The 21,862-nt window shown below is 56.5% G+C and carries 22 protein-coding genes and 1 tRNA gene; 4 read left to right on the forward strand and 19 right to left on the reverse strand.

What is annotated here, in order from left to right; translation table 11 throughout:
- Positions 1 to 17: 17 nt before the first annotated feature.
- From sixA to D4100_RS12235, 4 genes are all read right to left on the reverse strand, one after another.
- Positions 18 to 500 carry a phosphohistidine phosphatase SixA gene (sixA, locus tag D4100_RS12220; RefSeq protein WP_065506402.1) on the reverse strand — a complete coding sequence of 161 codons (483 nt, stop codon included), beginning with the start codon at positions 498 to 500 and terminating at the stop codon, positions 18 to 20.
- 407 nt (positions 501 to 907) lie between these two features.
- Positions 908 to 3,073, reverse strand: coding sequence for a fatty acid oxidation complex subunit alpha FadJ (fadJ, locus tag D4100_RS12225; protein WP_119804455.1), 2,166 nt, complete (start codon positions 3,071 to 3,073; stop codon positions 908 to 910).
- Complete coding sequence (fadI, locus tag D4100_RS12230; protein ID WP_065506404.1) at positions 3,073 to 4,383, reverse strand: acetyl-CoA C-acyltransferase FadI; 1,311 nt, start codon at positions 4,381 to 4,383, stop codon at positions 3,073 to 3,075. The genes fadJ and fadI overlap by 1 nt, the downstream gene beginning before the upstream one ends.
- Before the next feature lie 189 nt (positions 4,384 to 4,572).
- A complete protein-coding gene (locus D4100_RS12235) occupies positions 4,573 to 4,869 on the reverse strand; it encodes a YfcZ/YiiS family protein (RefSeq protein WP_081304031.1) in 297 nt (98 codons plus the stop codon).
- A gap of 405 nt (positions 4,870 to 5,274) precedes the next feature.
- On the opposite strand from D4100_RS12235, the gene fadL reads away from it, so the two are divergent.
- On the forward strand, positions 5,275 to 6,597 hold the full coding sequence (gene fadL / locus D4100_RS12240; RefSeq protein WP_065506405.1) for a long-chain fatty acid transporter FadL: 1,323 nt from the start codon (positions 5,275 to 5,277) through the stop codon (positions 6,595 to 6,597).
- Positions 6,598 to 6,653: 56 nt separating this feature from the next.
- Here the strand turns inward: fadL and bglB are convergent, their stop codons facing one another.
- The 12 genes from bglB to ccmA form a co-directional block, all read right to left on the reverse strand.
- Positions 6,654 to 7,793, reverse strand: a complete 1,140-nt coding sequence (gene bglB, locus D4100_RS12245) for a beta-galactosidase BglB (RefSeq protein WP_119804456.1) — start codon at positions 7,791 to 7,793, stop codon at positions 6,654 to 6,656.
- Positions 7,794 to 7,829: 36 nt separating this feature from the next.
- Entirely contained in the window at positions 7,830 to 9,392 is a 1,563-nt protein-coding gene (locus tag D4100_RS12250; RefSeq protein ID WP_119804457.1) for an MFS transporter, read from the reverse strand.
- A gap of 348 nt (positions 9,393 to 9,740) precedes the next feature.
- On the reverse strand, positions 9,741 to 10,502 hold the full coding sequence (gene mlaA, locus D4100_RS12255) for a phospholipid-binding lipoprotein MlaA (RefSeq protein ID WP_065506408.1): 762 nt from the start codon (positions 10,500 to 10,502) through the stop codon (positions 9,741 to 9,743).
- Between the two features lie 35 nt (positions 10,503 to 10,537).
- Entirely contained in the window at positions 10,538 to 11,749 is a 1,212-nt protein-coding gene (gene ccmI / locus D4100_RS12260) for a c-type cytochrome biogenesis protein CcmI (RefSeq protein ID WP_119804458.1), read from the reverse strand.
- Positions 11,749 to 12,216, reverse strand: a complete 468-nt coding sequence (locus D4100_RS12265) for a cytochrome c-type biogenesis protein (protein WP_065506410.1) — start codon at positions 12,214 to 12,216, stop codon at positions 11,749 to 11,751. Before D4100_RS12265 ends, ccmI begins: the two co-directional genes overlap by 1 nt.
- On the reverse strand, positions 12,213 to 12,764 hold the full coding sequence (locus D4100_RS12270) for a DsbE family thiol:disulfide interchange protein (protein ID WP_013813951.1): 552 nt from the start codon (positions 12,762 to 12,764) through the stop codon (positions 12,213 to 12,215). The genes D4100_RS12265 and D4100_RS12270 overlap by 4 nt, the downstream gene beginning before the upstream one ends.
- A complete protein-coding gene (locus D4100_RS12275; protein WP_065506411.1) occupies positions 12,761 to 14,731 on the reverse strand; it encodes a heme lyase CcmF/NrfE family subunit in 1,971 nt (656 codons plus the stop codon). Before D4100_RS12275 ends, D4100_RS12270 begins: the two co-directional genes overlap by 4 nt.
- Positions 14,728 to 15,222: a cytochrome c maturation protein CcmE gene (gene ccmE / locus D4100_RS12280; protein ID WP_004947520.1), complete on the reverse strand. Its 495-nt coding sequence runs from the start codon at positions 15,220 to 15,222 to the stop codon at positions 14,728 to 14,730. The genes D4100_RS12275 and ccmE overlap by 4 nt, the downstream gene beginning before the upstream one ends.
- On the reverse strand, positions 15,219 to 15,455 hold the full coding sequence (gene ccmD, locus D4100_RS12285) for a heme exporter protein CcmD (protein WP_065506412.1): 237 nt from the start codon (positions 15,453 to 15,455) through the stop codon (positions 15,219 to 15,221). Before ccmD ends, ccmE begins: the two co-directional genes overlap by 4 nt.
- Positions 15,452 to 16,189, reverse strand: a complete 738-nt coding sequence (locus tag D4100_RS12290; RefSeq protein ID WP_119804459.1) for a heme ABC transporter permease — start codon at positions 16,187 to 16,189, stop codon at positions 15,452 to 15,454. The genes ccmD and D4100_RS12290 overlap by 4 nt, the downstream gene beginning before the upstream one ends.
- Positions 16,190 to 16,307: 118 nt before the next feature.
- Complete coding sequence (gene ccmB, locus D4100_RS12295) at positions 16,308 to 16,967, reverse strand: heme exporter protein CcmB (protein WP_119804460.1); 660 nt, start codon at positions 16,965 to 16,967, stop codon at positions 16,308 to 16,310.
- The gene (gene ccmA / locus D4100_RS12300) at positions 16,967 to 17,587 is read right to left on the reverse strand and encodes a cytochrome c biogenesis heme-transporting ATPase CcmA (RefSeq protein WP_065506415.1); all 621 of its coding nucleotides are present in this window, start codon (positions 17,585 to 17,587) and stop codon (positions 16,967 to 16,969) included. Before ccmA ends, ccmB begins: the two co-directional genes overlap by 1 nt.
- Before the next feature lie 250 nt (positions 17,588 to 17,837).
- Here ccmA and D4100_RS12305 point away from each other — a divergent pair, with 250 nt between their 5' ends.
- The 3 genes from D4100_RS12305 to dsdC all read left to right on the forward strand — a co-directional run bounded on the left by D4100_RS12305 (position 17,838) and on the right by dsdC (position 20,126).
- Positions 17,838 to 18,767, forward strand: a complete 930-nt coding sequence (locus D4100_RS12305) for a formate/nitrite transporter family protein (RefSeq protein WP_119804461.1) — start codon at positions 17,838 to 17,840, stop codon at positions 18,765 to 18,767.
- Positions 18,768 to 18,896: 129 nt separating this feature from the next.
- Positions 18,897 to 18,971, forward strand: a tRNA-Arg gene (locus tag D4100_RS12310).
- A gap of 225 nt (positions 18,972 to 19,196) precedes the next feature.
- Positions 19,197 to 20,126 carry a DNA-binding transcriptional regulator DsdC gene (gene dsdC / locus D4100_RS12315; RefSeq protein ID WP_119804462.1) on the forward strand — a complete coding sequence of 310 codons (930 nt, stop codon included), beginning with the start codon at positions 19,197 to 19,199 and terminating at the stop codon, positions 20,124 to 20,126.
- A 31-nt stretch (positions 20,127 to 20,157) separates the two neighbouring features.
- On the opposite strand, the gene D4100_RS12320 is transcribed toward dsdC, so the two are convergent.
- The 3 genes from D4100_RS12320 to D4100_RS12330 all read right to left on the reverse strand — a co-directional run bounded on the left by D4100_RS12320 (position 20,158) and on the right by D4100_RS12330 (position 21,773).
- Positions 20,158 to 20,460 (reverse strand): hypothetical protein, encoded by a 303-nt coding sequence (locus D4100_RS12320; protein ID WP_065506420.1) that lies wholly within the window; start codon positions 20,458 to 20,460, stop codon positions 20,158 to 20,160.
- A 3-nt stretch (positions 20,461 to 20,463) separates the two neighbouring features.
- Positions 20,464 to 21,387 carry a DMT family transporter gene (locus tag D4100_RS12325; protein WP_065506421.1) on the reverse strand — a complete coding sequence of 308 codons (924 nt, stop codon included), beginning with the start codon at positions 21,385 to 21,387 and terminating at the stop codon, positions 20,464 to 20,466.
- 95 nt (positions 21,388 to 21,482) lie between these two features.
- A complete protein-coding gene (locus D4100_RS12330; protein ID WP_119804463.1) occupies positions 21,483 to 21,773 on the reverse strand; it encodes a hypothetical protein in 291 nt (96 codons plus the stop codon).
- Positions 21,774 to 21,862 lie beyond the last annotated feature (89 nt).

Consider the following 21,862-nt stretch of genomic DNA (forward strand, 5'->3'; position numbering starts at 1 on the left):
ACCCGAGATACGGTGCCCTAGACTTTAGCCATCACCTGCGACGGGCTGACCTGCCATTCAAACTTGCCGTAGCTGCCGTCGGTTGCCAGATCGACATTGGCGATCGCGGAGGTCGCGAACATCGGCGGGCATTCGCCCGGACACAGCTCAGCGACCAAATAACCCACCAGCGGCAGGTGAGATACGATCAGCACAGAGTTGACCCCCTGCTGCGCCAGCGCCTGCAGATAGCTGCCGACCAGACTGGCATCGCCGCCCGGCGTCAGCTCAGGCAGCACTTCTTCGCTTTCCGGTAGCGCTAAAGCTTCGCGCACCGTTTCCAGCGTCTGTTCGGCCCGCAGATAGGGGCTGACCAGCACTCGTTCAATATCCACAGACTTGGTGTTTAACCAGGCCGCCATCTGACGTGACTCATCACGGCCACAAACAGTAAGAGGTCTTACCGAATCGCTGGCCGCATCAAGTGCCGCCTCTCCGTGACGCATAATCAAAACTTGCATATTGCACCGCTGTTGTTGACAAAATAACGCTATACAGAAACGCCGAGCGTGCTGTATCGCCGAGTTTTACAACCCCAAAGCAAAGGCTTTGAAACGATAACGCGCCGTCTCTTTTATGGCGGCCGGGCATTTTGCCTGAAAGTTCACGTAAAGAAAATGCTGTTTTTTACATCAACATCGTCCCGGCGTGAATATGACGCTCACATAACAACCAATTCAACAGGTTAAATTTCAACCTTTCCATCATGAAAGTTATTGATGGCGATCGGCTTTTCAGCGTCATCGGGTTACGTTACTCCGTCACTATCTCCCTGTATAGGGTCCGGAATTGCAGGTATTGCAAGGAGTGATGACGATCACACTGCGGCCCTGATCCAACTCTAGTACAAATCGGGGTGCCATGCCGCTCACTCCCCTGACGGATAGAAGCGTTCGCCCTGCTGCGCCATGCGCTGCAAGCGTTCGCAGGGGGCAAAGTTTTCGCCGTATTGCTGCTGCAGGTAGTGCAGCGTTTTAACCACCTTCTCAGCGCCGAGTTCGTCCATATAACGGAACGGTCCCCCGAGGAATGGCGGGAAACCAATGCCGAATACCGCGCCTATATCCCCGTCACGCGCGCTGCGGATCACGCCTTCGTCCAGACAACGCGCCGCTTCATTCAGCATCATCATTACGCAGCGCTGGGCGATGACCGCCGGCTGCAAATGCGACTTCGGCGTAATGCCCAGCAGAAGATAGACCGAGGTATCGGCGCGTTTGCCCCGCTGGCGTTGCTGACCTTCGCTTGGATACAGGTAGAAACCCCTGCCGTTTTTGCGCCCCTTGCGCCCGTCTTTCAGCACCGCATCGAAGGCGACCGGCGCGGCAAAACGCGGCCCGAGCTGTTCCACCAGCACCGGGATAATCTTGGTCCCCACATCAATGCCCACTTCATCGAGCAGGGTAATCGGCCCTACCGGGAAGCCAAAATCCACCAGCGCCTTGTCCAACGATTCGACAGGCTCGCCTTCCAGCAGGCAACGCGCCGCTTCATTTATATAAGGAGCCAGAATGCGGTTGACGTAGAAACCGGCGCGATCGGCGACCACGATCGCCGTCTTGCCCTGTTTGCGCGCCAGCGCCACGGTGGTGGCAATGGTTTCCTCACTGGTGGAAGCATGAGGGATCACCTCGACCAACGGCATTTTGTCGACCGGGCTGAAATAATGCAGGCCGATCACCTGCTGCGGCCGCTGCGCATTGGCGGCAATCTGGCCAATCGGCAACGACGAGGTATTGGAGGCGAAAATGGTATGAGGTGCGGCGTGCTGTTCAATCTCGGCCACCATTTTCTGCTTCAGGGCCAGATCCTCAAACACCGCCTCCACTACGATATCCACGCGCTCAAAGCCGGTGTAATCGGTCGAACCGGAGATCAGCATCATCTGTTTTTGCCGTTCCGCCGGGCGCATGCGTTTGCTGCGCACGCGCTTGCCGAGCACATCCCAGCTGTATTTCAGCGCGTGGTTGATGCCGGTTTCATTGACATCTTTAATTCGCACCGGCAGGCCGCCGCGCGTGGCGGTCACGCAGGCAATACCGCCGCCCATCAGGCCACCGCCCAAAATACCGACGCGGCGCAACGCATGGGGTTGCGCATTGCCGCCGCGCTCTTTCTTCAAGGCGGTAGAGGCAAAGAACAGGCTGCGCAACGCCGCCGACTGCGGCGTCATGGCCAGTTCGCCAAAGGCTCGCGCCTCGGCTTCATAACCGCTGGTGCTGCCGAGATCCAGGCCGGTACGCACCACCTGAATGATTTTTTCCGCCGCCGGATAGTTGCCGTGGGTTTTCTCCAGCGTTTTTTTGCGCACAATGCTGAACAACAGGCTTTTTCCCAGAGGGCCGTTGAGCAAGCGCTCCTGCCACGGCAGTTCGCGCCGGCTTTGCCACCCCTGTTTGACCCGTTCAATGGCGGTCTGCAACAAAATCGCCTGCGGCACCGCATCATCCACCAAACCCATCCGCAACGCCTGACGCGCGCGAATATGTTTGCCGGTCAGCATCATGTCCAGCGCCTTGCTGGCACCGATCAAGCGCGGCAATCGCTGGGTGCCGCCGGAGCCTGGCAACAAGCCAAGCTGAACTTCCGGCAGGCCGAGAGCGGTTTTGTCATCCAGCGAACAGATGCGGCCATGGCAGGCCAGAGCCAGTTCCAGCCCGCCCCCCAGGCAAGCGCCGTGAATAGCCGCCACCACCGGCACCGGGAAAGCGGCGATCTGCGCCAGTGTGCTTTGCCCTTTTTTCGCCAGCGTTTCGGCCTCTTTGGCGCTGGTGCAGGCGGCGATCATGGTGATGTCCGCCCCGGCAATAAACGAATCCGGCTTACCGGAAATAATCACCAGCCCTTCCAGCGCGGTATGCTGCTGCGCACGGATCAGTACGTCATTCACCTGCTCGACGAACTCGGCTTTCAGCGTGTTCACCTTGTCGCCCGGGACGTCGATGGTAATCACACCGATGTTGTCCGGGCGCAACGTCAATTGAAAGGCCGAGGGTTTGGCCCGCTGCTCATGCAATGCGTTTTCAAAGCTCATTATTCCACCTCTACAATCATTGCGGCCCCTAACCCTCCGGCCGCGCAGGCAGTAGTCAGCCCCAACCCGCCGCCACGGCGTTTCAGCTCGTGCAACGTCTGGGTGATCATGCGCGCGCCGGTAGCGGCAAACGGGTGGCCGTAGGCGATCGAGCCACCCAAGACGTTAAATTTATCCATATCCACTGTGCCGATCGCCCTGCTGCGCCCGAGTTTTTGTTGCGCGAACTCATCGCTGGCGAACATCTTCAGGTTTGCCAGCGTCTGCGCGGCGAAAGCTTCATGCATGTCTATCAGGGTTAGGTCGGCCAGGCCAATACCGGCGCGATCCAGCGCCAGCGGCGTGGCGTAGGATGGCCCCAACAGCATGTCTTCCCACACGTCGATGGCGGCGAAAGCAAAGCTGCGCAGGTAACCCAGCGGCTGCAACCCCAGCTCTTTCGCACGCGATTCGCTCATCATCAGCACCGCCGCGGCGCCGTCGGTCAACGGCGTACTGTTGGCCGCGGTGACGCTGCCATGTTTGCGGTCAAATGCCGGTTTCAGCTTAGCGTATGACGCCAGGCTGGAATCTTTGCGGACGTTGTTGTCTTCGGTGATTTGCGCGCGGTACGGCGGGACGTAAGCGGTCATGACTTCATCGTGCAACAGCCCCTGTTCCCAGGCCTTGGCCGCCAACTGGTGAGAGCGGTGCGCCAGCGCATCCTGCTCTTCGCGGGTGATGCCGTGGCTTTTCGCCATTTGTTCGGCGGTATCGCCCATGCGCAGGCCGGTCGAGTATTCCGCCACCGCCGGCGGCACCGGCAGCAGATCGCGGAACTTCAACCGGCTAAACAGTTTGAGGCGTTGCGACAGGGTGCGCGCCTTGTTGACATCGACCAGCGTTCGCGCCAGCGCTTTGCTGACGCCGATCGGCAACACCGAGGAGGAATCGGCGCCGCCGGCAATGCCGATACTGATGCTGCCCGCCATGATGCTTTCCGCCACGTTGGCGATCGCCTGGAAGCTGGTGGCACAGGCGCGCGACACGCTGTACGCATCGGTATGTACGCTCATGCCGGTGCCCAGCACAATTTCACGCGCGATATTTGGCGCCTCGGGCATTTGCACTACCTGGCCGAACACCAACTGTTCGATAAGCGCCGGATCAATGCCGCTGCGGGCCAACAGTTCGCTCACCGCCGTTTTACCCAGATCCACCGCCGGAATGCCGTGATAAGCGGTTGCCTGTTTGGCAAAAGGCGTACGTAGTCCATTTACAATCGCGATACGGTCACCGTGACGGGTCACCAACGGCAGTGCCTTACTCATAAACGCTCCTGAAAAAATGACGTCAGCGCAACGGGCAAAAAGAGGTCTGACCTGATGAGGTCATTGTTAACCAAATGTTTACATTTGGCAAACCGTCAGAAGTGAAAACTGAGAGCAGGAGCAACTTTCTATCGGGGGAAAACGGCGAGGCAGCGGTGCGGGTTTGGCCCGCACCCTGTTGGGCAGGAATTAACGCAGGCCGAGCTGGAAAATCAGGGTTTCCGCCTGGCAGGCAAAGGTGAAATCCGCCACCAGTTGCACACCACCGTCAACCGGTTTAATGCTACTGCTGATGTCACAAGGGTCAGACTCCACGCCACGGGCTTTTTCCGTCAGCGCCGCCAGCGTTTGCTCGGCATCCTGTTGATTGGCAAACACCTGGCTGTAGGATGCGGTGCAATCGGTGTTGTCCATCACGGTACCGACATCGACACAGCAACAGGCTGCGGTTTCCTGGGCGCTGCATTTATTAATTGCATCTGACATGATTAATTCTCCTCAGGGACCGCCATTACGCGTGTCCAAACTGCCATTAACTTTCTGGCGCAAAGACGCAAGATTCTGCGTTTATTTTACCCCGCAGCGTAACCCATCGCTAGCACTTACTTTTTATAGGTGTTTTAAGTGATGGAAATCACAAATAAAAATCGATGTCTGCTAAGGAATGGTAAGAAGTTTGTTATTCACTGCTGGTTTTTTGTTAAGCAGATCTCTTTTTTGATACCAATCCTGAAATATCTCAAAAACAAAGTTGCAACATTCTCACAGGTCGGACCTATAATTCAGCCACTGGTCTGATTTGTCTGAATGATAACGGACCCTACAATCCCGCGCTCCTTGTTACCTTGTGTAACATAGTTTAAATAATAAACACATAATGAGGTTTTGGTCATGAGCCAGAAAAACCTATTTACTAAATCAGCTCTCGCAGCTGCAGTGGCAATTATTTCTTCAAACGTGTCTGCCGCAGGATTCCAGCTGAATGAGTTTTCATCAGCTGGTTTAGGACGTTCGTATTCTGGCGAAGGTGCCATGGCGGATACCGCAGCCTCTGCAAGCCGCAACCCGGCCCTTTTGATGATGTACACCCGCCCAGAACTTTCCTTCGGCGCGGTCTTTATCGATCCGGACGTGGACATTACCGGCAAGTCCCCTTCGGGTGCCAGCCTGGATTCCAAAAACATCGCGCCAACCGCCTGGGTGCCGAACCTGCACTATGTTCACCCGATTAACGATCAATTTGCCGTGGGCGGCTCGGTCACCAGCAACTATGGTCTGGCCACCGAATTCAACGACGGTTACACCGCCGGCGCTTACGGCGGCAAAACCGACCTCGAAACCCTGAACCTGAACCTGAGCGCCGCTTATCGCCTGAACCAACAATTCAGCTTCGGCCTGGGCTTTGACGCGGTTTATGCCAAAGCCAAACTTGAGCGTTATGCGGGCGAATTGCCGAAACTGCTTGCAGGCTCGGGCCAATTGCCGCCTCAGTTAGCCGGCCCGGTGTCACAAATTCCGGCCGATACCCAGATCTCTCACCTGAAGGGTGACGAATGGGGCTTTGGCTGGAACGCCGGTATTCTGTATGAAGTGGACGAAAACAACCGTTATGGCTTGAGCTACCGTTCCGAAGTGAAAATCGACTTCGACGGCGATTACAAGAGCAGCCTGCCATCCGCTTATAACCCGATCCTGAGCGCGGCCGGCCTGCCTTACGGTACCAACGGCAACACCATTCCAGGTTCTCTGACCCTGAACCTGCCGGAAATGTGGGAAATCTCGGGCTACAATAAGGTTGCGCCACAATGGGCAGTCCACTACAGCCTGGCTTATACCAGCTGGAGCCAGTTCCAGGAGCTGAAAGCCACCGGCAACAACGGCCAAACGCTGTTCGAGAAGCACGAAGGCTTTAAAGACGCTTACCGCATCGCGCTGGGTACCACTTACTTCTACGATGATAACTGGACCTTCCGCACCGGTATCGCGTTCGATGACAGCCCGGTACCTGCCCAGAACCGCTCTATCTCGATCCCGGATCAGGACCGTTTCTGGCTGAGCGCCGGTACCACCTATGCGTTCAACAAAGACGCTTCGGTTGACGTCGGTGTTTCCTACATGCACGGCCAGAAAGTCACCGTTAAAGAAGGCCCTTATACCTTCGAATCCGTGGGCAAGGCCTGGCTGTACGGCGCCAACTTCAACTACCGCTTCTAATCTTGTTTTTCAAGCAGCTCAAGCGCCCCACGGGGCGCTTTTTTCGTTCATCATCGTTATATATAAACCCGCAGATACTCGGCCAGGCACAAGATCGCCATCGCCTGGCCATAAGGCATCGAAGTCCGGGGAATTTCGCGGTAATACGCCAGTTCACTGCCCATGGCGGTGCCGAAAGACACGCCGGTCAGTTCGCCTTCCGGGGTAATATGTTCAATCACCCCTTTCAGCGCCCTTTCCGCCGTCGCGGCATAGCTGCCGCTGATATAGCGCTTGCGCACCGCTTTCAGAATACCGTAGGCAAAACCGGCCGTGGCGGACGCTTCCAGATAGGAATGCGGATCGTCCAGCAGCGTATGCCATAATCCGCTGTCGTCCTGGCAACGGGCCAGGGCCGCCACCTGGCTCTCCAACACTTGCAGCATAAAACGCCGCGTCGCATCCTGTTCAGGCAAATCCAGCAATTCCAGCAGCTCTGGAATGACCATGGTCAGCCAGCTGTTGCCGCGCGCCCAACGTGCCCTGGCAAAATTGTGGCTCCCGTCGAAGGTCCAGCCGTGGAACCACAGGCCGCTGTCGCGATCCATCAGGTGCTGCGCATGCACCAGGAACTGATATTTAGCTTCCTCCAGATAGTCCGGCCGGTCGAGCAACATGCCGATCTTGGCCAAGGGCAGCACGCTCATCATCAGGGTGTCGTCCCACAGCTGCTGGTGATTCTCTTCCGCCAGCGTGACGTGCTGCATCCCGCCGCAGCGGGTGCGCGGCATCTCGTACATGACCCACTCCGCCCAGCGCTCCAGATACGGCAACCAACGCGGATCGCGGGTTTCTTCATAACGGTAGGCCAGCGTCAGGAACGGGCATACCGTGTTGACGTTCTTGGTCGGCGTGCCTTCCGCCAACCGTGCGGCAAACCAATCATCGATAATTTTCCGCAGCCCGGCATCGCCGGTTTGCCGATAGTACTGATAAATGCCGTACAACCCGATGCCGTGCGTCCACTCCCAACCGGCCCAGCCTTTAGTGTCAATCACCCTGCCGTCGTCCAGCCGCAGCAGAAACTCGCCGCTCTCATCGGTGATGTTGACCAGATTCGCCACCAAATTGTCGAGGGTGCGCTGCAACTGTTCGCGGGAGATGAAACGTTCCGGCTGGCGCAGCAACGGGCTGTGTTTGACGGGGTATACCACCATGAGCAACTCCTTATTGTTCAGATTTAGCGAAGTGAATCAGAGAATTATCGCCTTCTTGCCATCCACTTCTTTCGGCAGCGGCGGCGCGGCTGGTTTGTGGCGGTTGGCATAACCAATATTGTTGTTGCCCCACAGACAGTCGTACGACATGCCCGCCAGCATTTCGACGGTCGCTCGCGCCTCCGGCAGGATTTTTTCCGGCACGGTACCGCCCGCCGCACGCATCTTTTCGGTTTCTGCGCGCAGCACGCCGTGAGTAGCGAGATTCAACTTGAAACGCAGCGAGATAAAGAAGCCCAGGCTCAGGACCGCGACCGTACCCAGGCACAGAATCAGCAAAATGGTGTGGCTCACCGCAGGCAATTGTTCGCTTTTGCCGGAAACGAAGCCGGAGAACTGCATCATCAACCCCACCAGTATCACCGCCCCGGCCTGCGAGGCCTTGCGTGTCAGCGTCATGATGCCGGCAAAAATCCCTTCACGGCGCTGACCGGTGATGGCCTCATCCACGTCGGCGATATAGGTATAGACATTCCAGGGCACGTAGTTGATCCCGCCGCGCCCCAGCCCGGCGATAGCGGAAATCAGCAGCAGCAGCGAAAACGCGTCGTTCATGCCGGCGTAATACAGTCCGCCGTACGAAAGCGCGCTCAGGCCAAACAGCGCCACCACCAGGCGATAGGAGGGCGCCGGCCCAAAACGAATACACAACGGGATCATGCCAATCACCGCGATAAATTGCAGGGTGGCCATCCAGCCCATCAGGGTTGAGGCAACGGTGGCGCTTTGCATCAGCACAAACACCACGTAATAGGTGAACACCGCGTTGAATACGTCCTGGGCAATATAGCCGCCGAGGTACATGCCCAGATGCTGGCGGAAAATCCTTACCCGCAGGGTGGAAGCCAGTTCTACGTACAGGCGCTTGATGCTTTGGCCCAGCGTCAGCTTCTGTTGATCCCCTAAGGTGCCAGGCCCCGGCTGACGCTCCCAGCTAAAGCAATACACCAGCGTCAGCACCAGCGCGCAAATCACCGAGAACACCAGGCTGGCGTAGAAAAAAGAAACCGCATTGTCTTTGCCAAAATAGCCCAGCAGGATCCCCGGCAGAAAGGCGGCCAAAATCGCCGAAAGCTGCGCCAGCGAAATGCGGGCGCCGGAAAACTTGGTTTTCTGTTTGAAGTCATCGGTCATTTCCGGCACCAGGGTTTCATAAGGCACCAGCACCATGGTGTAAACCATATCGAAGAACAGGTAGGTCAGCAGGTAATACCAAAAGCTCATCTCCCCCACCCACATCAGGCTGTAGCTGAACACCAGCGGGATACCGAGCAAGATGAAGAACTTGCGTCTCCCGAAACGTTTGCCGAGCCGAGTAGCGCCGAAGTTGTCGGTCAGGTAACCCATCAACGGGCTGATCACCGCATCCAGCAGCCTGGCAAGGGCAAAAATGGCCGTCGCCTCGATCGGGCTGAGGCCGCAGAACGTGGTGTAGAAGTAGAGCAGCCAGGCCGCCGTCAGCGCCGTGGTGCCTGCACCGAGAAAATCCCCGGAGCCGTAGGCCAGGTAATTGATCACCCCGATTTTACGCGTTTTCATAGCTCCCCTCCTGATGACGCTGAGTGTGGTAGTCCGATGCGTTATAGAAAACTTTGGGTAAAAGTAGATTTCCGACGATCAAAAAACCTTGGTTCTTTTGCCACCTTCCGGCGGATGTTGGCGTCAACGGGAAGAATGTGCCGATCAATCATTCAATTTAATAAAACACTATTTTAATTTTAAAGAAAAATGTGACCGTTTTTATTAAATCGGAATCAGCGTCACAAGTTTGACGCTGATTAACTGAGGAAGAAGGTGCTTGCGGGGAGGTAAAAACAAAAATGCCAGTCAGCTTAACTGACTGGCATTCACGCCACAGGGCGGTTTTAGATGTTTTGCTTGCGGAGCTTATTTCGCCGAGTCGATATCGTCCAGATCGCCCTGGATCGCCTTGGCGTTCGGATTCTCTTCCGGCTTCAGCGAGCCGCCGCGCGCCAGGAAGTCATGACGCTGGAAGTAGGCTTCACGCATCATCACGTAAGGATCGGAAGAGTTGCGCAGCAGGCCGTCGGAATCCAGCAGTTGGGCGCGGGTTTCAATCCCCTCAACCACCCATTTACCCGCCGACATCCAGAAGGTCAGGTAGCTCAGCACCGGATAGACCGTATCCGCCCAGTCGCCGCCGTCTTCACGCAGGGTGAAGCTGCCATAACCCGGCAACATGACATAAGGGCCGTAACCGACATCGTAATGCCCCAGCGTGCTGCCGAAACGGTTCGGTTCTTCACGCGCCAGTTTCGGGTTCGCCATTCCCGCCACGTCGATCAGGCCGCCCATCCCCAGCAGGGTATTAAGGAAGAAGCGGTTGAAGTGAATCATCCCGCGATACGGATCGCCCTTCAGGAAGGCGTTGACCATGCTGGCCGGCTCTTCCAGGTTCGACGTGAAGTTACTTAAACCGTTACGCGCCGGCATGGGCACATAGTCGCGCCAGGCCACGGCCACCGGGCGCAATACGTACGGATCCAGGACGTTATAGTTAAAGTCGAACATCGTCCGGTTAAATCCTTCCAGAGGATCGGATCGCCCTTGTGGTTCATCTTGCGGCGCGCTGGCACAGCCCACCAATAACACAGTTGCGAAAGCCAGCCCAGTCAGGCGAAAGTTCATATTTTTCTCCATGAAAATACGTTCGGTCTTTTTATTCAGGGAACCTGCTTGTCAATCTGAACGCTAACCTGCCCTTTACCGCTGAAATTCTGCAGTTCGCTCTCACCAAACCAGTCGCCCGCCTGCGGCGTGGCCAGACCGTCGTGAGAAATCCGTACCCGCACCTTCACCTGATGCTGCGCCGAAAGCAGGCGTTCAGGCATCATGGCGTTGCTGTCATCCAAAGAGAATGACAGAGGGAAACGGCTTAAGGGCAGTTGTTTTACCGCAACCGGCACCGGGTTGGCGCCATCGGTCACCGAAATTACCAGCGTCCCCTGCTGCGGTAAAGCGTTAGTCGCCTCGGGCGATAACGTCACGTTTACATTCAGTTTAACAGTTTCTTCGCCCGCCTGTGATTTTGCTTGTGCAATGCTGCGCTTTAATACCTCGATGCGCTGATCGTTGGCCGGCAGCAGTTTCAACATCACCTGCCAGGCGCCGATCGCCTGTTTGAAATCACCCTGTTCAAAGGCATTGAACGCCAGCAAGCTCAGCACGCGCAGGTTGGCATGATCTTCGGCGATCATCTTGCGCAGCATCTGCGTGGCCTGCTTGTTATCCTCCGGATCGTTGGAACGCGTCAACACCTCCGCATAGCCGAGGCGCACTTCCAGATTATTCGGATCCAATTGATAAGCATGAGCAAATGCCTGCGTTGCGGTGGTGGCGTTATTCAGCGCCATACCTACGCGCCCCAGCATCATCCAGTCGTTGATGTTGCGATCGTCTTGTTGCAGCGCGGTGCGCAGCCCCAGCCCAAGGCGAGCTATCTCCTCCATGCTCAGCGGTTGGGCGCGCTCATTGGCGACGCGCGCACGCAGTTCCGGCATTTGAGCTTGCACCTGCTGCCAGTCCATGACCTGCGCCAGCCCGCCGGTTTTCAGATAAAACCCCAGGGTGACCACCACCAGCAACAGCACGCCGGGCACCAGTGCCCAACGGTTGATCGGTTTCGTTTGCACGTCCTGTTGGCCGGGAATGTCGTTCAGCAGGTTCTGTTGCAGTTCTTTCACCAGCTCCGGGCGTTCGGCAACCACGCCCTGCTCTTCATCCTGTTCCAGCTCGTTCAGGCGATCTTGATAAAACGCCTTGTTCAACGCGTCGCGGCTGGTGGCCGCACCCTGCTTGCCCTGGCGCATCGCAGGCACCACCAGCAGCGCCGCAGCGCCGACCAACAGCACAATAATAATCAGCCAAAATGCCATTAGGGTTTCTTCCTGTCAGTCTCTTTCAGCAGCGCCGCCAAGCGCTGTTGCTCCTGCTCGGAGAATTCATCGTTAACAGTGCCGGCGCGGCGGCGGCGAGTGCGCAATATCACCACCGCACCGCCGATCAGCACAAACAGCAACGGGCCAACCCAAAGGATCAACGTCGCCGGGGTCACCGGCGGTTCATAGGTGACGAAATTGCCGTAGCGCGCCACCATATAATCAATGATCTGCTGTTTGTTCTGCCCCTGCATCATCAGCTCGTACACCTTGGTGCGCATGTCAGCGGCGATGATGGCGTTAGAATCGGCGATGCTGTTGTTCTGGCATTTCGGGCAACGAAGCTGTTCGGTCAGCTCGCGGTATTGCTGTTCCTGCTCAACCGAGTTGAACTTATAGGTATCGATAGCCGCCGCCGCGCTCCAGCTCAGCAGCGCGGCGAACATCAGGGCAATCAGCCTCATGCTTCACCTCCGTACTTTTTGTACAGCGGCAACACTTCCTGCTGCCAGACGCGCTCGTTCATATCCCCGGCATGGCGGTAGCGAATAATGCCCTGCCCGTCGATCAGGAACGTCTCCGGCGCGCCGTACACGCCGAGATCCAGCCCCAGCATGCCATCGCCGTCATACAGGCTGAGTGCGTAGGGATTGCCCAATGAATTCAGCCAGGTGACCGCTTTGCTGCGGTCGTCCTTATAGTTCAGCCCCACCACGCGAATGCCGCGCGCCGCCAGAGTATTGAGGTATTGATGCTCGGCACGGCAGGTTGGGCACCAGGTCGCCCAAACGTTCAACAGCATCGGCTTGCCGGTCCGCAGCACCGCCTGATCGAACGTTTTTCCGGGCTGGTCGAGCGACTCCAGCTTAAAAGTCGGTACCGGTTTGCCGATCAATGCCGATTCCAGCATAGTCGGATCCTCGCCACCGGCATTGCGCGTCAGTTGCACCATAAAGGCCGCCACCAGCAACAGGAACAGGATTAGCGGGATAAACAGCAATTTACGGTTCATGCCTGCTCCTCCAGCTTGCCTTCACGTTTGAGCTTTTTGCTCATCCGATAGCGCGGATCGAGAATGCACAGGATGCCGCCAATCGCCATAAATACCCCGCCGAACCAGATCCAGCGCACGAAGGGCTTGTAATACAGCCGCACCGCCCAGGAGCCGTCGTCCAGCTCTTCCCCCAGCGCCGCATACAGGTCGCGGCTGAAGCCGCCGTCGATAGCCGCTTCGGTCATCATGCTGCGCGCCACGCTGTAGTAACGTTTCTCCGCATGCAGCGTGGCTTCCGGCTTGCCGTTGCGCGTGACGTCGATAATGCCGACGCCGCCGCTGTAGTTCGGCCCGCGAATATCGTGCACGTCGCGGAACACAAAGTGGTAGCTGTGAATGTCCACGCTGTCGCCGGCCTTCATGCGCACATCGCGCTCCACGCTGTAGTTTTGGCTGAACGCAATGCCGATCACCGTCACCGCGACCCCGAGGTGGCCCAGCACCATGCCCCAATGGCTGCGGGAAAGGTGGCTCAGGCCGCGCCAAAAACCGTGGCGATGGGTAGCGCGCTCATGCAATTCCATCAGCGTCAGGATAATCACCCACACCGCCATGATCAGCCCGACCACCGTCATGCCGGCGATGCTGTCCTGCAACAACCACGGCAGCAGGATCGACAGCACCAGCGTGATCGCCAGTGCCACGCTCAAACGACGCCACAGCTTGGTCGGTTCATCGCGACGCCAGCGTACCAGCGGGCCGATGCCCATCAGCAGCGCCATCGGCGCCATCAGCCAGGTGAACATGGTATTGAAGAACGGCTCGCCGATAGAAATGCTGCCCAGGCCCAGCTGTTTGTGCACCAACGGCAGCAACGTGCCCAGCAGCACCACCAGCATGGCGGCAATCAACAGCACGTTGTTGCCCAGCAGGAAAGTTTCGCGCGAGAAGGTTTCATGCTGCACCCGGCTGCGTACCTGCCCGCCCTTGACCGCGTACAGCAGCAGAGAGCCGCCGATCACGATCACCAGATAGGCGAGGATAAACATGCCGCGCGCCGGGTCGGAAGCAAAAGAGTGCACCGAAACCAGCACGCCGGAGCGCACCAGGAAGGTGCCCAACAGGCACAGCGAGAAGGCGGTAATGGCCAGCAGCACCGTCCAGGCTTTGAAGGTGCCGCGTTTTTCGGTCACCGCCAGCGAGTGCATCAGCGCCGTACCGGCCAGCCAGGGCATAAAGGACGCGTTTTCCACCGGATCCCAGAACCACCAGCCGCCCCAACCCAGTTCGTAATAGGCCCAGGCGGAACCCAGCACTATCCCCAGGGTGAGAAACACCCAGGCCGCCGTGGTCCAGGGCCGCGACCAGCGCGCCCAGGCGGTATCCAGCCGGCCGGCCATCAGTGAGGCGATGGCGAAGGCAAACGCCACCGAGAAGCCGACATAACCCATGTACAGCAGCGGCGGATGGAAAATCAGGCCGATATCCTGCAGCAACGGGTTGAGATCGCTGCCGTCGATCGGGAAGTTCGGCAGCGTACGGGTGAACGGGTTGGAGGTCATGATGATAAACAGCAGGAAGCCTGCGGTGATCATGCCCATCACCGACAGCACGCGCGCCACCGCATCCTGCGGCATCGAACGGCTGCACAGCGCCACCGCCAATGACCAGCAACTGAGCAACAACACCCACAGCAGCAGCGATCCCTCGTGTGCGCCCCAGGTGGCGGCGATGCGGTAATACACCGGCAGTTGGCTGTTGGAGTTGGCGGCCACATAAGCCACGGTAAAATCATTCACGACAAAGGCGTGTACCAGGCAGATGAACGCCAGTGCAATGGCGGCGAACATGCCGTAGGTCAGCGGGCGCGCCACCGCCATCATGCGGCGATCCTGACGCGCCGCGCCCCACTGTGGATAAATGCTCAGCAGCAGCGAAATCGCCAATGCCAGGCACAGCAGAAAACTTCCCGTTTCCGGCATCATGACTTGCCGCCCTCATTTTGCGGGGCGGTGTAGGCCGAAGCCGGCCCCTTATGGTTTTCTTTCATCGCGTCTGCCACTTCCGGCGGGGTGTATTTTTCATCGTGTTTCGCCAGCACTTCACGCGCGTTAACCACGTTGCCTTCACCCAGTACGCCTTGCGCCACCACGCCCTGCCCTTCACGGAACAGATCCGGCAGGATGCCGGTATAGGTGACATCAATCACGCCGCGCGCATCATAAATCTTGAAGTTGACCTGCAGCGTTTTCTGATCGCGCTTCACCGAGCCGGGCATCACCATGCCGCCAATGCGCAGGCGTTGGCCCACCTCCGGTTTTTCGTGATCTTCGCCCTTGCCCTGCAAAATTTCACTCGGGGTATAAAACAGATCGATGTTGGAGCGCAGCGCGTACAGCGTCAGGGTAGCGGTCAGCGCCACGCCGATCAGCACGACAATCGCCAGATACAGGCGGCTTTTACGACGTGGATTCACAATGATTTCTCCCGCGGATTAGCGGATTTTTGTTTCGACTGCTGCGACTGACGGATGCGTCGTTCGCGCGCCTGCCGGCGGCCGACTTCATCCAGCAATTGCCTGCGCTGCCAGCAGGTGTGGGCCACCAGGCCCAGCAAGGATAACAGCGTGACGGCCACCGCCAGCCAAACGTAAAAGGCGTAGCCGCCCATGGCGAAAAACGCCGACCAGGAGGTAAATGCGGCATTCATGGTTGGCGCTCCTTGTTGACCAGCCCGGAAACCCACGGGCGCTGACGCTCCTGGGCCAGGATCAGATTGCGTAACCGCATCAGGGTCAGCGTGATAAAGAACAGCAGATAGCCGAGGATCGCCCAGCGCAGCGGGGTACGCATGCTTGGCGCGATGCTCTGTTGCATATTGGTGGAGCCCTGGTGCAGCGTGTTCCACCATTCGACAGAGAAATGAATAATCGGGATGTTCACTACCCCCACCAGCACCAAAATGCCGGCGGCGCGGCCGGCCAGGCGGCGGTCTTCAAAGGCGTTATACAGCGCAATAATGCCCATATAAAGGAACAGCAGCACCAGTTCAGAGGTCAGACGCGCGTCCCACACCCACCAGGTGCCCCACATGGGTTTGCCCCAGGCTGCGCCCGTGACCAGCGCGATAAAGGTAAACACCGCGCCGACCGGCGCCATCGCCGCCACCACGGAGTCGGACATTTTCATCTGCCACACCAGGCCGATAAACGCCGCCACCGCCATAGAAGCGTAAATGCCCATTGACCACATGGCGGCCGGCACGTGGATATACATGATGCGGAAGCTGTCGCCCTGTTGATAATCCTTCGGCGCAAAACCAAAGCCCCATACCCAGCCGATACCCAGGCAGAGGGCGCCGGCCAGCCCCAACCAAGGGACAAAACGGCCGCAGACACGATACAGCCGTTCAGGCTGGGCGAATTGATGTAACCATTTCCACATTGTCGTCATTGCTCACGGTAAATGTTTTAAGGTGGCCCCCCTATTGTGGGGCGACGAAAATAGCTTTGGCGGTGGAACACGCTCTTAACGGCGTTAACCCGCATGTAAATCAGTGATGCTAGTGCACGCTCACTCGCAGAGCGGCGGCGGTGGCAAAGGGGGCCAGCGTTATGCTGCCCGCCAGCATTGCACCCAAAATCGCCAGATACCCCGCTATCGGCATGCCCATGGAAGCGGCGTCGATAGCGGCGGTGGAAAATATCAGCACCGGAATGTACAGCGGCAACACCAGCAAGCTGAGCAGCACGCCTCCTTTGCGCAACCCGACGATAAGCGCCACCCCGATGGCGCCGATCAGGCTCAGCGTCGGGGTACCCAGCAGCAACGTAAACGCCACCGCCAGCCAGGTATGCATATCCAGCGACAGCAGCAGCGCCACCAACGGCGACAGGATTAACAACGGTAATCCCGTCACGACCCAGTGAGCACACACTTTGCCTAACACCGTCATCGGCAGCGGCGTCGGCAACAACAGCAGTTGCTCCAGCGAGCCGTCGAGAAAATCGTCGCGAAACAAACGCTCCAGCGACAACAGCGAAGCCAGCAGCGCCGCCACCCAGATAATCCCCGGCGCAATGCGCGCCAGCAATTGCGGTTCCGGCCCAATGCCCAGTGGAAACAACGTGATAACGATCAGGAAGAACCACAGCGGGTTAACGATTTCCGACCCTTTGCGAAAGGCAATTTTCAGCTCGCGGCGCAATACCGTCAAAAACATCAGAGATTCTCCGCCAGGCTGATTTTACCTACCGCCTGCGTCGTGCCGGCCAGATCCTGGTGCGTGGTCAACAATACCATGCCGCCTTGCTGCGCATGTTGCTCAAAAAGGCTAATCAATTCAGCCACGCCCTGTTTATCGATCGCCGTCAGCGGTTCATCCAGGATCCACAGTGGGCACTCACTTAACCATAAACGCGCCAGCGCGACCCGGCGCTGCTGGCCGGCGGAAAGCTGCGCCACCGGCAAATCCTCATAACCCACCAGCCCCACCTGCTCCAGCGCCCGCCAGATGGCCTGGCGATCGGGCGCAGTGCGTACCGCCTGGTAAAACTGCAGGTTCTCGAAGGGCGTCAGCATGGTTTTAATCCCCGGCTGATGGCCGAGGAACAGCAGATCCTGATGATAATTCTCACGGTGACGCAGCGTATTTTGCCCACGCCAACACACTTCGCCGTTTTCCGGCTGCGCCAGCCCGGCCAGAATGCGCAACAGGCTGGTCTTGCCCGCGCCGTTCGGCCCTTCCACCTGAATAATCTCGCCCGGCTTCACCGTAAAGCTTAATTCGCTAAACAGGGTGCGTTCATCACGGACGCAGCTCAGACTTTTAGCTTCCAGCATCGGGAGAACTCATATTTTTCTTTGGGATAGAGAATCATAGCATAAGGCACCTGTGGCACGCAGCCCGCCACCGGCCGCTCGGCTACTCCAATAGGGGTAATATGGCGACCCAGATCAATAATGCACAGGAAAAACCGACGGCGTTAAACTCTTGTTACTTTTTTCCGCCATTTCCGCACTTCTGTCGCACCGCCCGTGAGCCAACTACGCTTGATGAGTGGCCCTGGCAACATTTGACGGAGACTTAACAATGAGCGACGAACAACCGCGCACAAAAGCGGATGCCGATGATCCGCTAAAAGTGGAGAGCAAAGAGCACGAACAGGGCAAGTCAGAAATAGAAGTAAAGGAAGAGAATCTGCCCTCTCGCGCTGCAGCGGTGCATGAGCTGATCCGCATGGAAGGCGAAAAAGAGCTGGAACGCGACTGGGTAGCCCTACTGTGGTCCGCCGTGGCCGCCGGGCTGTCGATGGGCGCTTCGCTGGCGGCGAAAGGCATTTTTCACGCCCGCCTGCCGGACGATCCCAGCCGTTTCTTTATCGAGAATATCGGCTACACCTTCGGCTTTATCATTGTGATTATGGCCCGCCAGCAGCTGTTTACCGAAAACACCGTCACCGCCGTGCTGCCGATCATGCACAAACCGACGCCGAGAAACTTCCTGATCCTGTTCCGCCTGTGGGGCGTGGTGCTGCTTGGCAACCTGATTGGCACCGGGCTGGCATCGCTGGCGTTTATCCATATGCCGATTTTCGACGACAATACCCGCAGCGCCTTCGTCAGCCTGTCGGAAGAGGTGATGAAAAACTCGCCGTCAGAAATGTTCGCCAACGGCATTCTGGCGGGCTGGATCATCGCCACCATGGTGTGGATGTTCCCCTCCGCCGGGGCGGCCAAGATTTGGATAATTGTGCTGATGACCTATCTGGTGGCGATTTGCGACCTGACCCACATTGTGGTCGGCTCGGTCGAGATCCTGTATCTGGTGTTTAGCGGCGCTCTCCCCTGGCAGGAATTTTTCTATCCGTTCGCCATTCCGACGCTGGCGGGCAACATTATCGGCGGCACCTTTATCTTCGCACTCATCAGCCACGCGCAGATCCGTAACGATATGAGCATTAAAAGCAAGGCGGCGAAGCTGGAGGCGGAAAAAGCGACCGCCAAGGCGAAAAAACCGTGATCGCAACCAGCGCTGCGTACAAAATTCACCGCATATTGGCGAGGGAATGAGCAAACGCACCGCTAAGCGCTTATTCTGCGGGTAAAAAAAGGTATACTGCCCCGGCAGCTCAGGTTGCCGGCCCGCAGGGTCCCCGTAGTTAAACGGATATAACAAGCCCCTCCTAAGGGCTAGTTACTGGTTCGATTCCAGTCGGGGACACCATCACCACACAAAAAACACCTTTACGACAGCGCCCCCTTCCCTCGGTACTCGGCAAGTCGCCTTGCCCATATTTAATAACGAATGCTGAACCGCAGTCTAATTACCCGATAGATCAGATAACTAACTCCATTGATCAAATCCGTTATTTGTAAATAAGAGAAATCGCGTTTCAGCCCCGTTAAATTAAATGCTAAAATTGTTTAATTATAAGCATGGAGGCATGACATGTTCCCCGACAAAAAATATTTTCAACGCGCAAGCCCGCTGACCAGCTATCAATTTTCACGCCTGCATACTTTTGAATGCGTCGCCCGCAATTTATCCTTTTCATTGGCGGCGGAAGAACTGTCTATTACGCCCAGCGCAGTGAGCCACAGAATTAATCTGTTGGAAAAAGAGTTGGGTTTTCTTTTATTTCAACGCTTCCATCGCAGAATTACGCTGACACCGGAAGGCGAGCGTATGCAATGGGCATTAAGCCGCTCCTTCAATACGCTGAATCAGGAAATTCTTGATATTAAAAACCGTGAGTTGACGGGCAACCTGACTATTTATTCGCACCCTTCCATCGTGCAGTGCTTGCTGATACCGCGGATCGGCGATTTTATTGCCCAGCACCCCACCATTCATTTGAGCATAGTCACCGGGCAGGAGATCATCAGCCTGGCCAATCGGGGGGTTGATTTGGCCATGTACTTTGGCAAGCTGCCGTCCGGGAAACAAATAGACGAAGCTTTTATGCAGGAATCTATAGTCCCGATCTGTACCCCGCAGTACGCCAAGGTACATAACCTCTACGGCGCACCGGAAAACCTGGCACATTGCACCCTGCTGCATGACAGGTACAACTCTGGCGAAGACGAATGGTTGACCTGGTCGCAACATTTTGATTTGGCGCTGGATACCGAAAGCAAAAGCATGGAGTTCGATCGCTCGGATCTGGCCGTGCTGGCGGCGACCAAACACCTCGGCGTCGCCATGGGGCGGCTAAATCTGGTGCAAGACTGGATCAAAAGCGGCGAACTGATTATCCCGTTCAGCAACATGATCTTGCCTTGCGAACACTGCTATTTTATGTCGACCATCTCCGAACGCCAGTGGCCGAAGATCATCGCTTTCAAAGAGTGGATGATGAAGATAGCGCCTCTGGCCTGATGGCCGGAGGCATTGGCAAGTTTTCTTGAAATCAGCGCCATTTTTTGGGGGGATAAGAGAAATCAAGTGCGCAGTTATATAACTTTCCGGCCTTTGAATAATAAATATGCTTGCGGCTATTATCCCAGACCACAGCATAGTTATTAGCAAAGGTGATGACTTCAACCGGCATCTGGTTGGATAACCGCATCCGTTTGGTGCTTTTCACCACGGAAAAAACACCATTATCATAGAGCGTTATCAAAGGAAACCCCCAGGCATATCTGGATATTTGCACGGTGAGGGTGAATTGGCTTTCACAGCTTATTTGATAGTTATGAATATTAACATCCATGGATTATATTTTTGGTGCAACTCCTCTATTGACATAAAATAAATAAGAACAGCTTACGACAATAAGCCCGAAAACGATCAGTACAGAACCCAATACAAATTCAATTTGCAGTGGCTCACCCAAAATCACCACACCGGCCAAAATGCCAAAAATGGGGGTCATAAAGGTCAGAATGCCCAGCGAAGAGGCCTGATAATTACGCAGCAGAGAAAACCAAATCAAATAGCTGAGGAAAGAGACGATAATCGTTTGGAATATCAGGCTGGTCCAGGCCACAGAACTCAGATTGAAATGAAGGTTCTCCATCGTCATCGCCAGCAGAGATAACAGCAGGCAGGCCCCAGTCAGTTGGAACAACAGCGTCTGTTTGGACGAACAGTTCGCCAGGCGCGTGGTGCGAATGACTATCGTCGAGCCGCCCCAGGACATGCCCGCCAACAGGCCATAAATATCGCCACGGAGCTGCGCCTCACCGCCCGAACTGCCGCCCATCCCCGAGATGGCAAGCACCACGCCGCCAAAGGCCAAGGCGATGCCGGCCCACTGCACGGCCGACAAGCGCTCGTGTCTGATAAAAAAATGCAGCCCTATGGCGGAGAATAAGGGCGCGGTGTACAAGAAAACCGCCATATGCGACGCGCTGGTATAACCTAAACCTTCAGAGACGAAAAAGAACTCTAACGCGAACAATAAGCCAACGCACAAACCGGCTAACAGCGTGGGGCGATCGAATAAAAACCTTTCCCTTTTGTAACGCGCCAAAAGGTAGACCGCCAAAGCGGCCACGCCTGACCTGATGGCGATTTGCAGTACGGCGGAGATGTCCGGCTCGGCGGCCTTGATCGCGACCTGTTGCAGCCCCCATATGGCGCATATCAGCGTCATGGCGGTAGCCGCTTTGCTGTCTATGCTATTTCTGGAAATCATCATCCCTCCCGCAAACCGCTCTGCTCAAAATACAATTATCCCTCGCCGCAAATATGAGCGGTGATAGAGAATAAAATCGCAGGAATATCTAGAGACTATTCTTTATAAACCACTATTTCCTGGTACATCTTAATCACTTCATCATCGCTATCGGTGTCGCCGGTATATTCGGTTTGTTGCGTCACATGAATAACCTTCCAACCCCGCCTCGCCAATTCAGGAATAGTGACGCGGCCAACATCACGGCAGGTAAATACCGTATCGTCACTCAACCTGAGCTTGCCAATGCTAGCATAATCATAAGCTTGAGACTGGCATACGTGCGACTCTGCCGCCATCAGCGGCAATGAAAACAGACCAATAAATAACGCCAACAAAGCTTTCATAATTATCTCCCGATCCCTTATTAATCCAATCCATCTTACCGATATCGGCAAAAATCAATTCCGCTACCCGTCGGCTTATTTAATGCCTT

It is taken from the genome of Serratia inhibens, from assembly GCF_003591175.1.
In the GTDB taxonomy this organism is placed as follows: Bacteria; Pseudomonadota; Gammaproteobacteria; order Enterobacterales; family Enterobacteriaceae; genus Serratia; species Serratia inhibens.

Bases quoted from the DNA above. Each gene is read 5' to 3' on its own strand.
- sixA (WP_065506402.1), bottom strand. From the start codon at position 500: ATGCAAGTTTTGATTATGCGTCACGGAGAGGCGGCACTTGATGCGGCC.
- fadJ (WP_119804455.1), bottom strand. From the start codon at position 3,073: ATGAGCTTTGAAAACGCATTGCATGAGCAGCGGGCCAAACCCTCGGCC.
- fadI (WP_065506404.1), bottom strand. From the start codon at position 4,383: ATGAGTAAGGCACTGCCGTTGGTGACCCGTCACGGTGACCGTATCGCG.
- D4100_RS12235 (WP_081304031.1), bottom strand. From the start codon at position 4,869: ATGTCAGATGCAATTAATAAATGCAGCGCCCAGGAAACCGCAGCCTGT.
- fadL (WP_065506405.1), top strand. From the start codon at position 5,275: ATGAGCCAGAAAAACCTATTTACTAAATCAGCTCTCGCAGCTGCAGTG.
- bglB (WP_119804456.1), bottom strand. From the start codon at position 7,793: ATGGTGGTATACCCCGTCAAACACAGCCCGTTGCTGCGCCAGCCGGAA.
- D4100_RS12250 (WP_119804457.1), bottom strand. From the start codon at position 9,392: ATGAAAACGCGTAAAATCGGGGTGATCAATTACCTGGCCTACGGCTCC.
- mlaA (WP_065506408.1), bottom strand. From the start codon at position 10,502: ATGAACTTTCGCCTGACTGGGCTGGCTTTCGCAACTGTGTTATTGGTG.
- ccmI (WP_119804458.1), bottom strand. From the start codon at position 11,749: ATGGCATTTTGGCTGATTATTATTGTGCTGTTGGTCGGCGCTGCGGCG.
- D4100_RS12265 (WP_065506410.1), bottom strand. From the start codon at position 12,216: ATGAGGCTGATTGCCCTGATGTTCGCCGCGCTGCTGAGCTGGAGCGCG.
- D4100_RS12270 (WP_013813951.1), bottom strand. From the start codon at position 12,764: ATGAACCGTAAATTGCTGTTTATCCCGCTAATCCTGTTCCTGTTGCTG.
- D4100_RS12275 (WP_065506411.1), bottom strand. From the start codon at position 14,731: ATGATGCCGGAAACGGGAAGTTTTCTGCTGTGCCTGGCATTGGCGATT.
- ccmD (WP_065506412.1), bottom strand. From the start codon at position 15,455: ATGAATGCCGCATTTACCTCCTGGTCGGCGTTTTTCGCCATGGGCGGC.
- D4100_RS12290 (WP_119804459.1), bottom strand. From the start codon at position 16,189: ATGTGGAAATGGTTACATCAATTCGCCCAGCCTGAACGGCTGTATCGT.
- ccmB (WP_119804460.1), bottom strand. From the start codon at position 16,967: ATGTTTTTGACGGTATTGCGCCGCGAGCTGAAAATTGCCTTTCGCAAA.
- ccmA (WP_065506415.1), bottom strand. From the start codon at position 17,587: ATGCTGGAAGCTAAAAGTCTGAGCTGCGTCCGTGATGAACGCACCCTG.
- D4100_RS12305 (WP_119804461.1), top strand. From the start codon at position 17,838: ATGAGCGACGAACAACCGCGCACAAAAGCGGATGCCGATGATCCGCTA.
- dsdC (WP_119804462.1), top strand. From the start codon at position 19,197: ATGTTCCCCGACAAAAAATATTTTCAACGCGCAAGCCCGCTGACCAGC.
- D4100_RS12320 (WP_065506420.1), bottom strand. From the start codon at position 20,460: ATGGATGTTAATATTCATAACTATCAAATAAGCTGTGAAAGCCAATTC.
- D4100_RS12325 (WP_065506421.1), bottom strand. From the start codon at position 21,387: ATGATTTCCAGAAATAGCATAGACAGCAAAGCGGCTACCGCCATGACG.
- D4100_RS12330 (WP_119804463.1), bottom strand. From the start codon at position 21,773: ATGAAAGCTTTGTTGGCGTTATTTATTGGTCTGTTTTCATTGCCGCTG.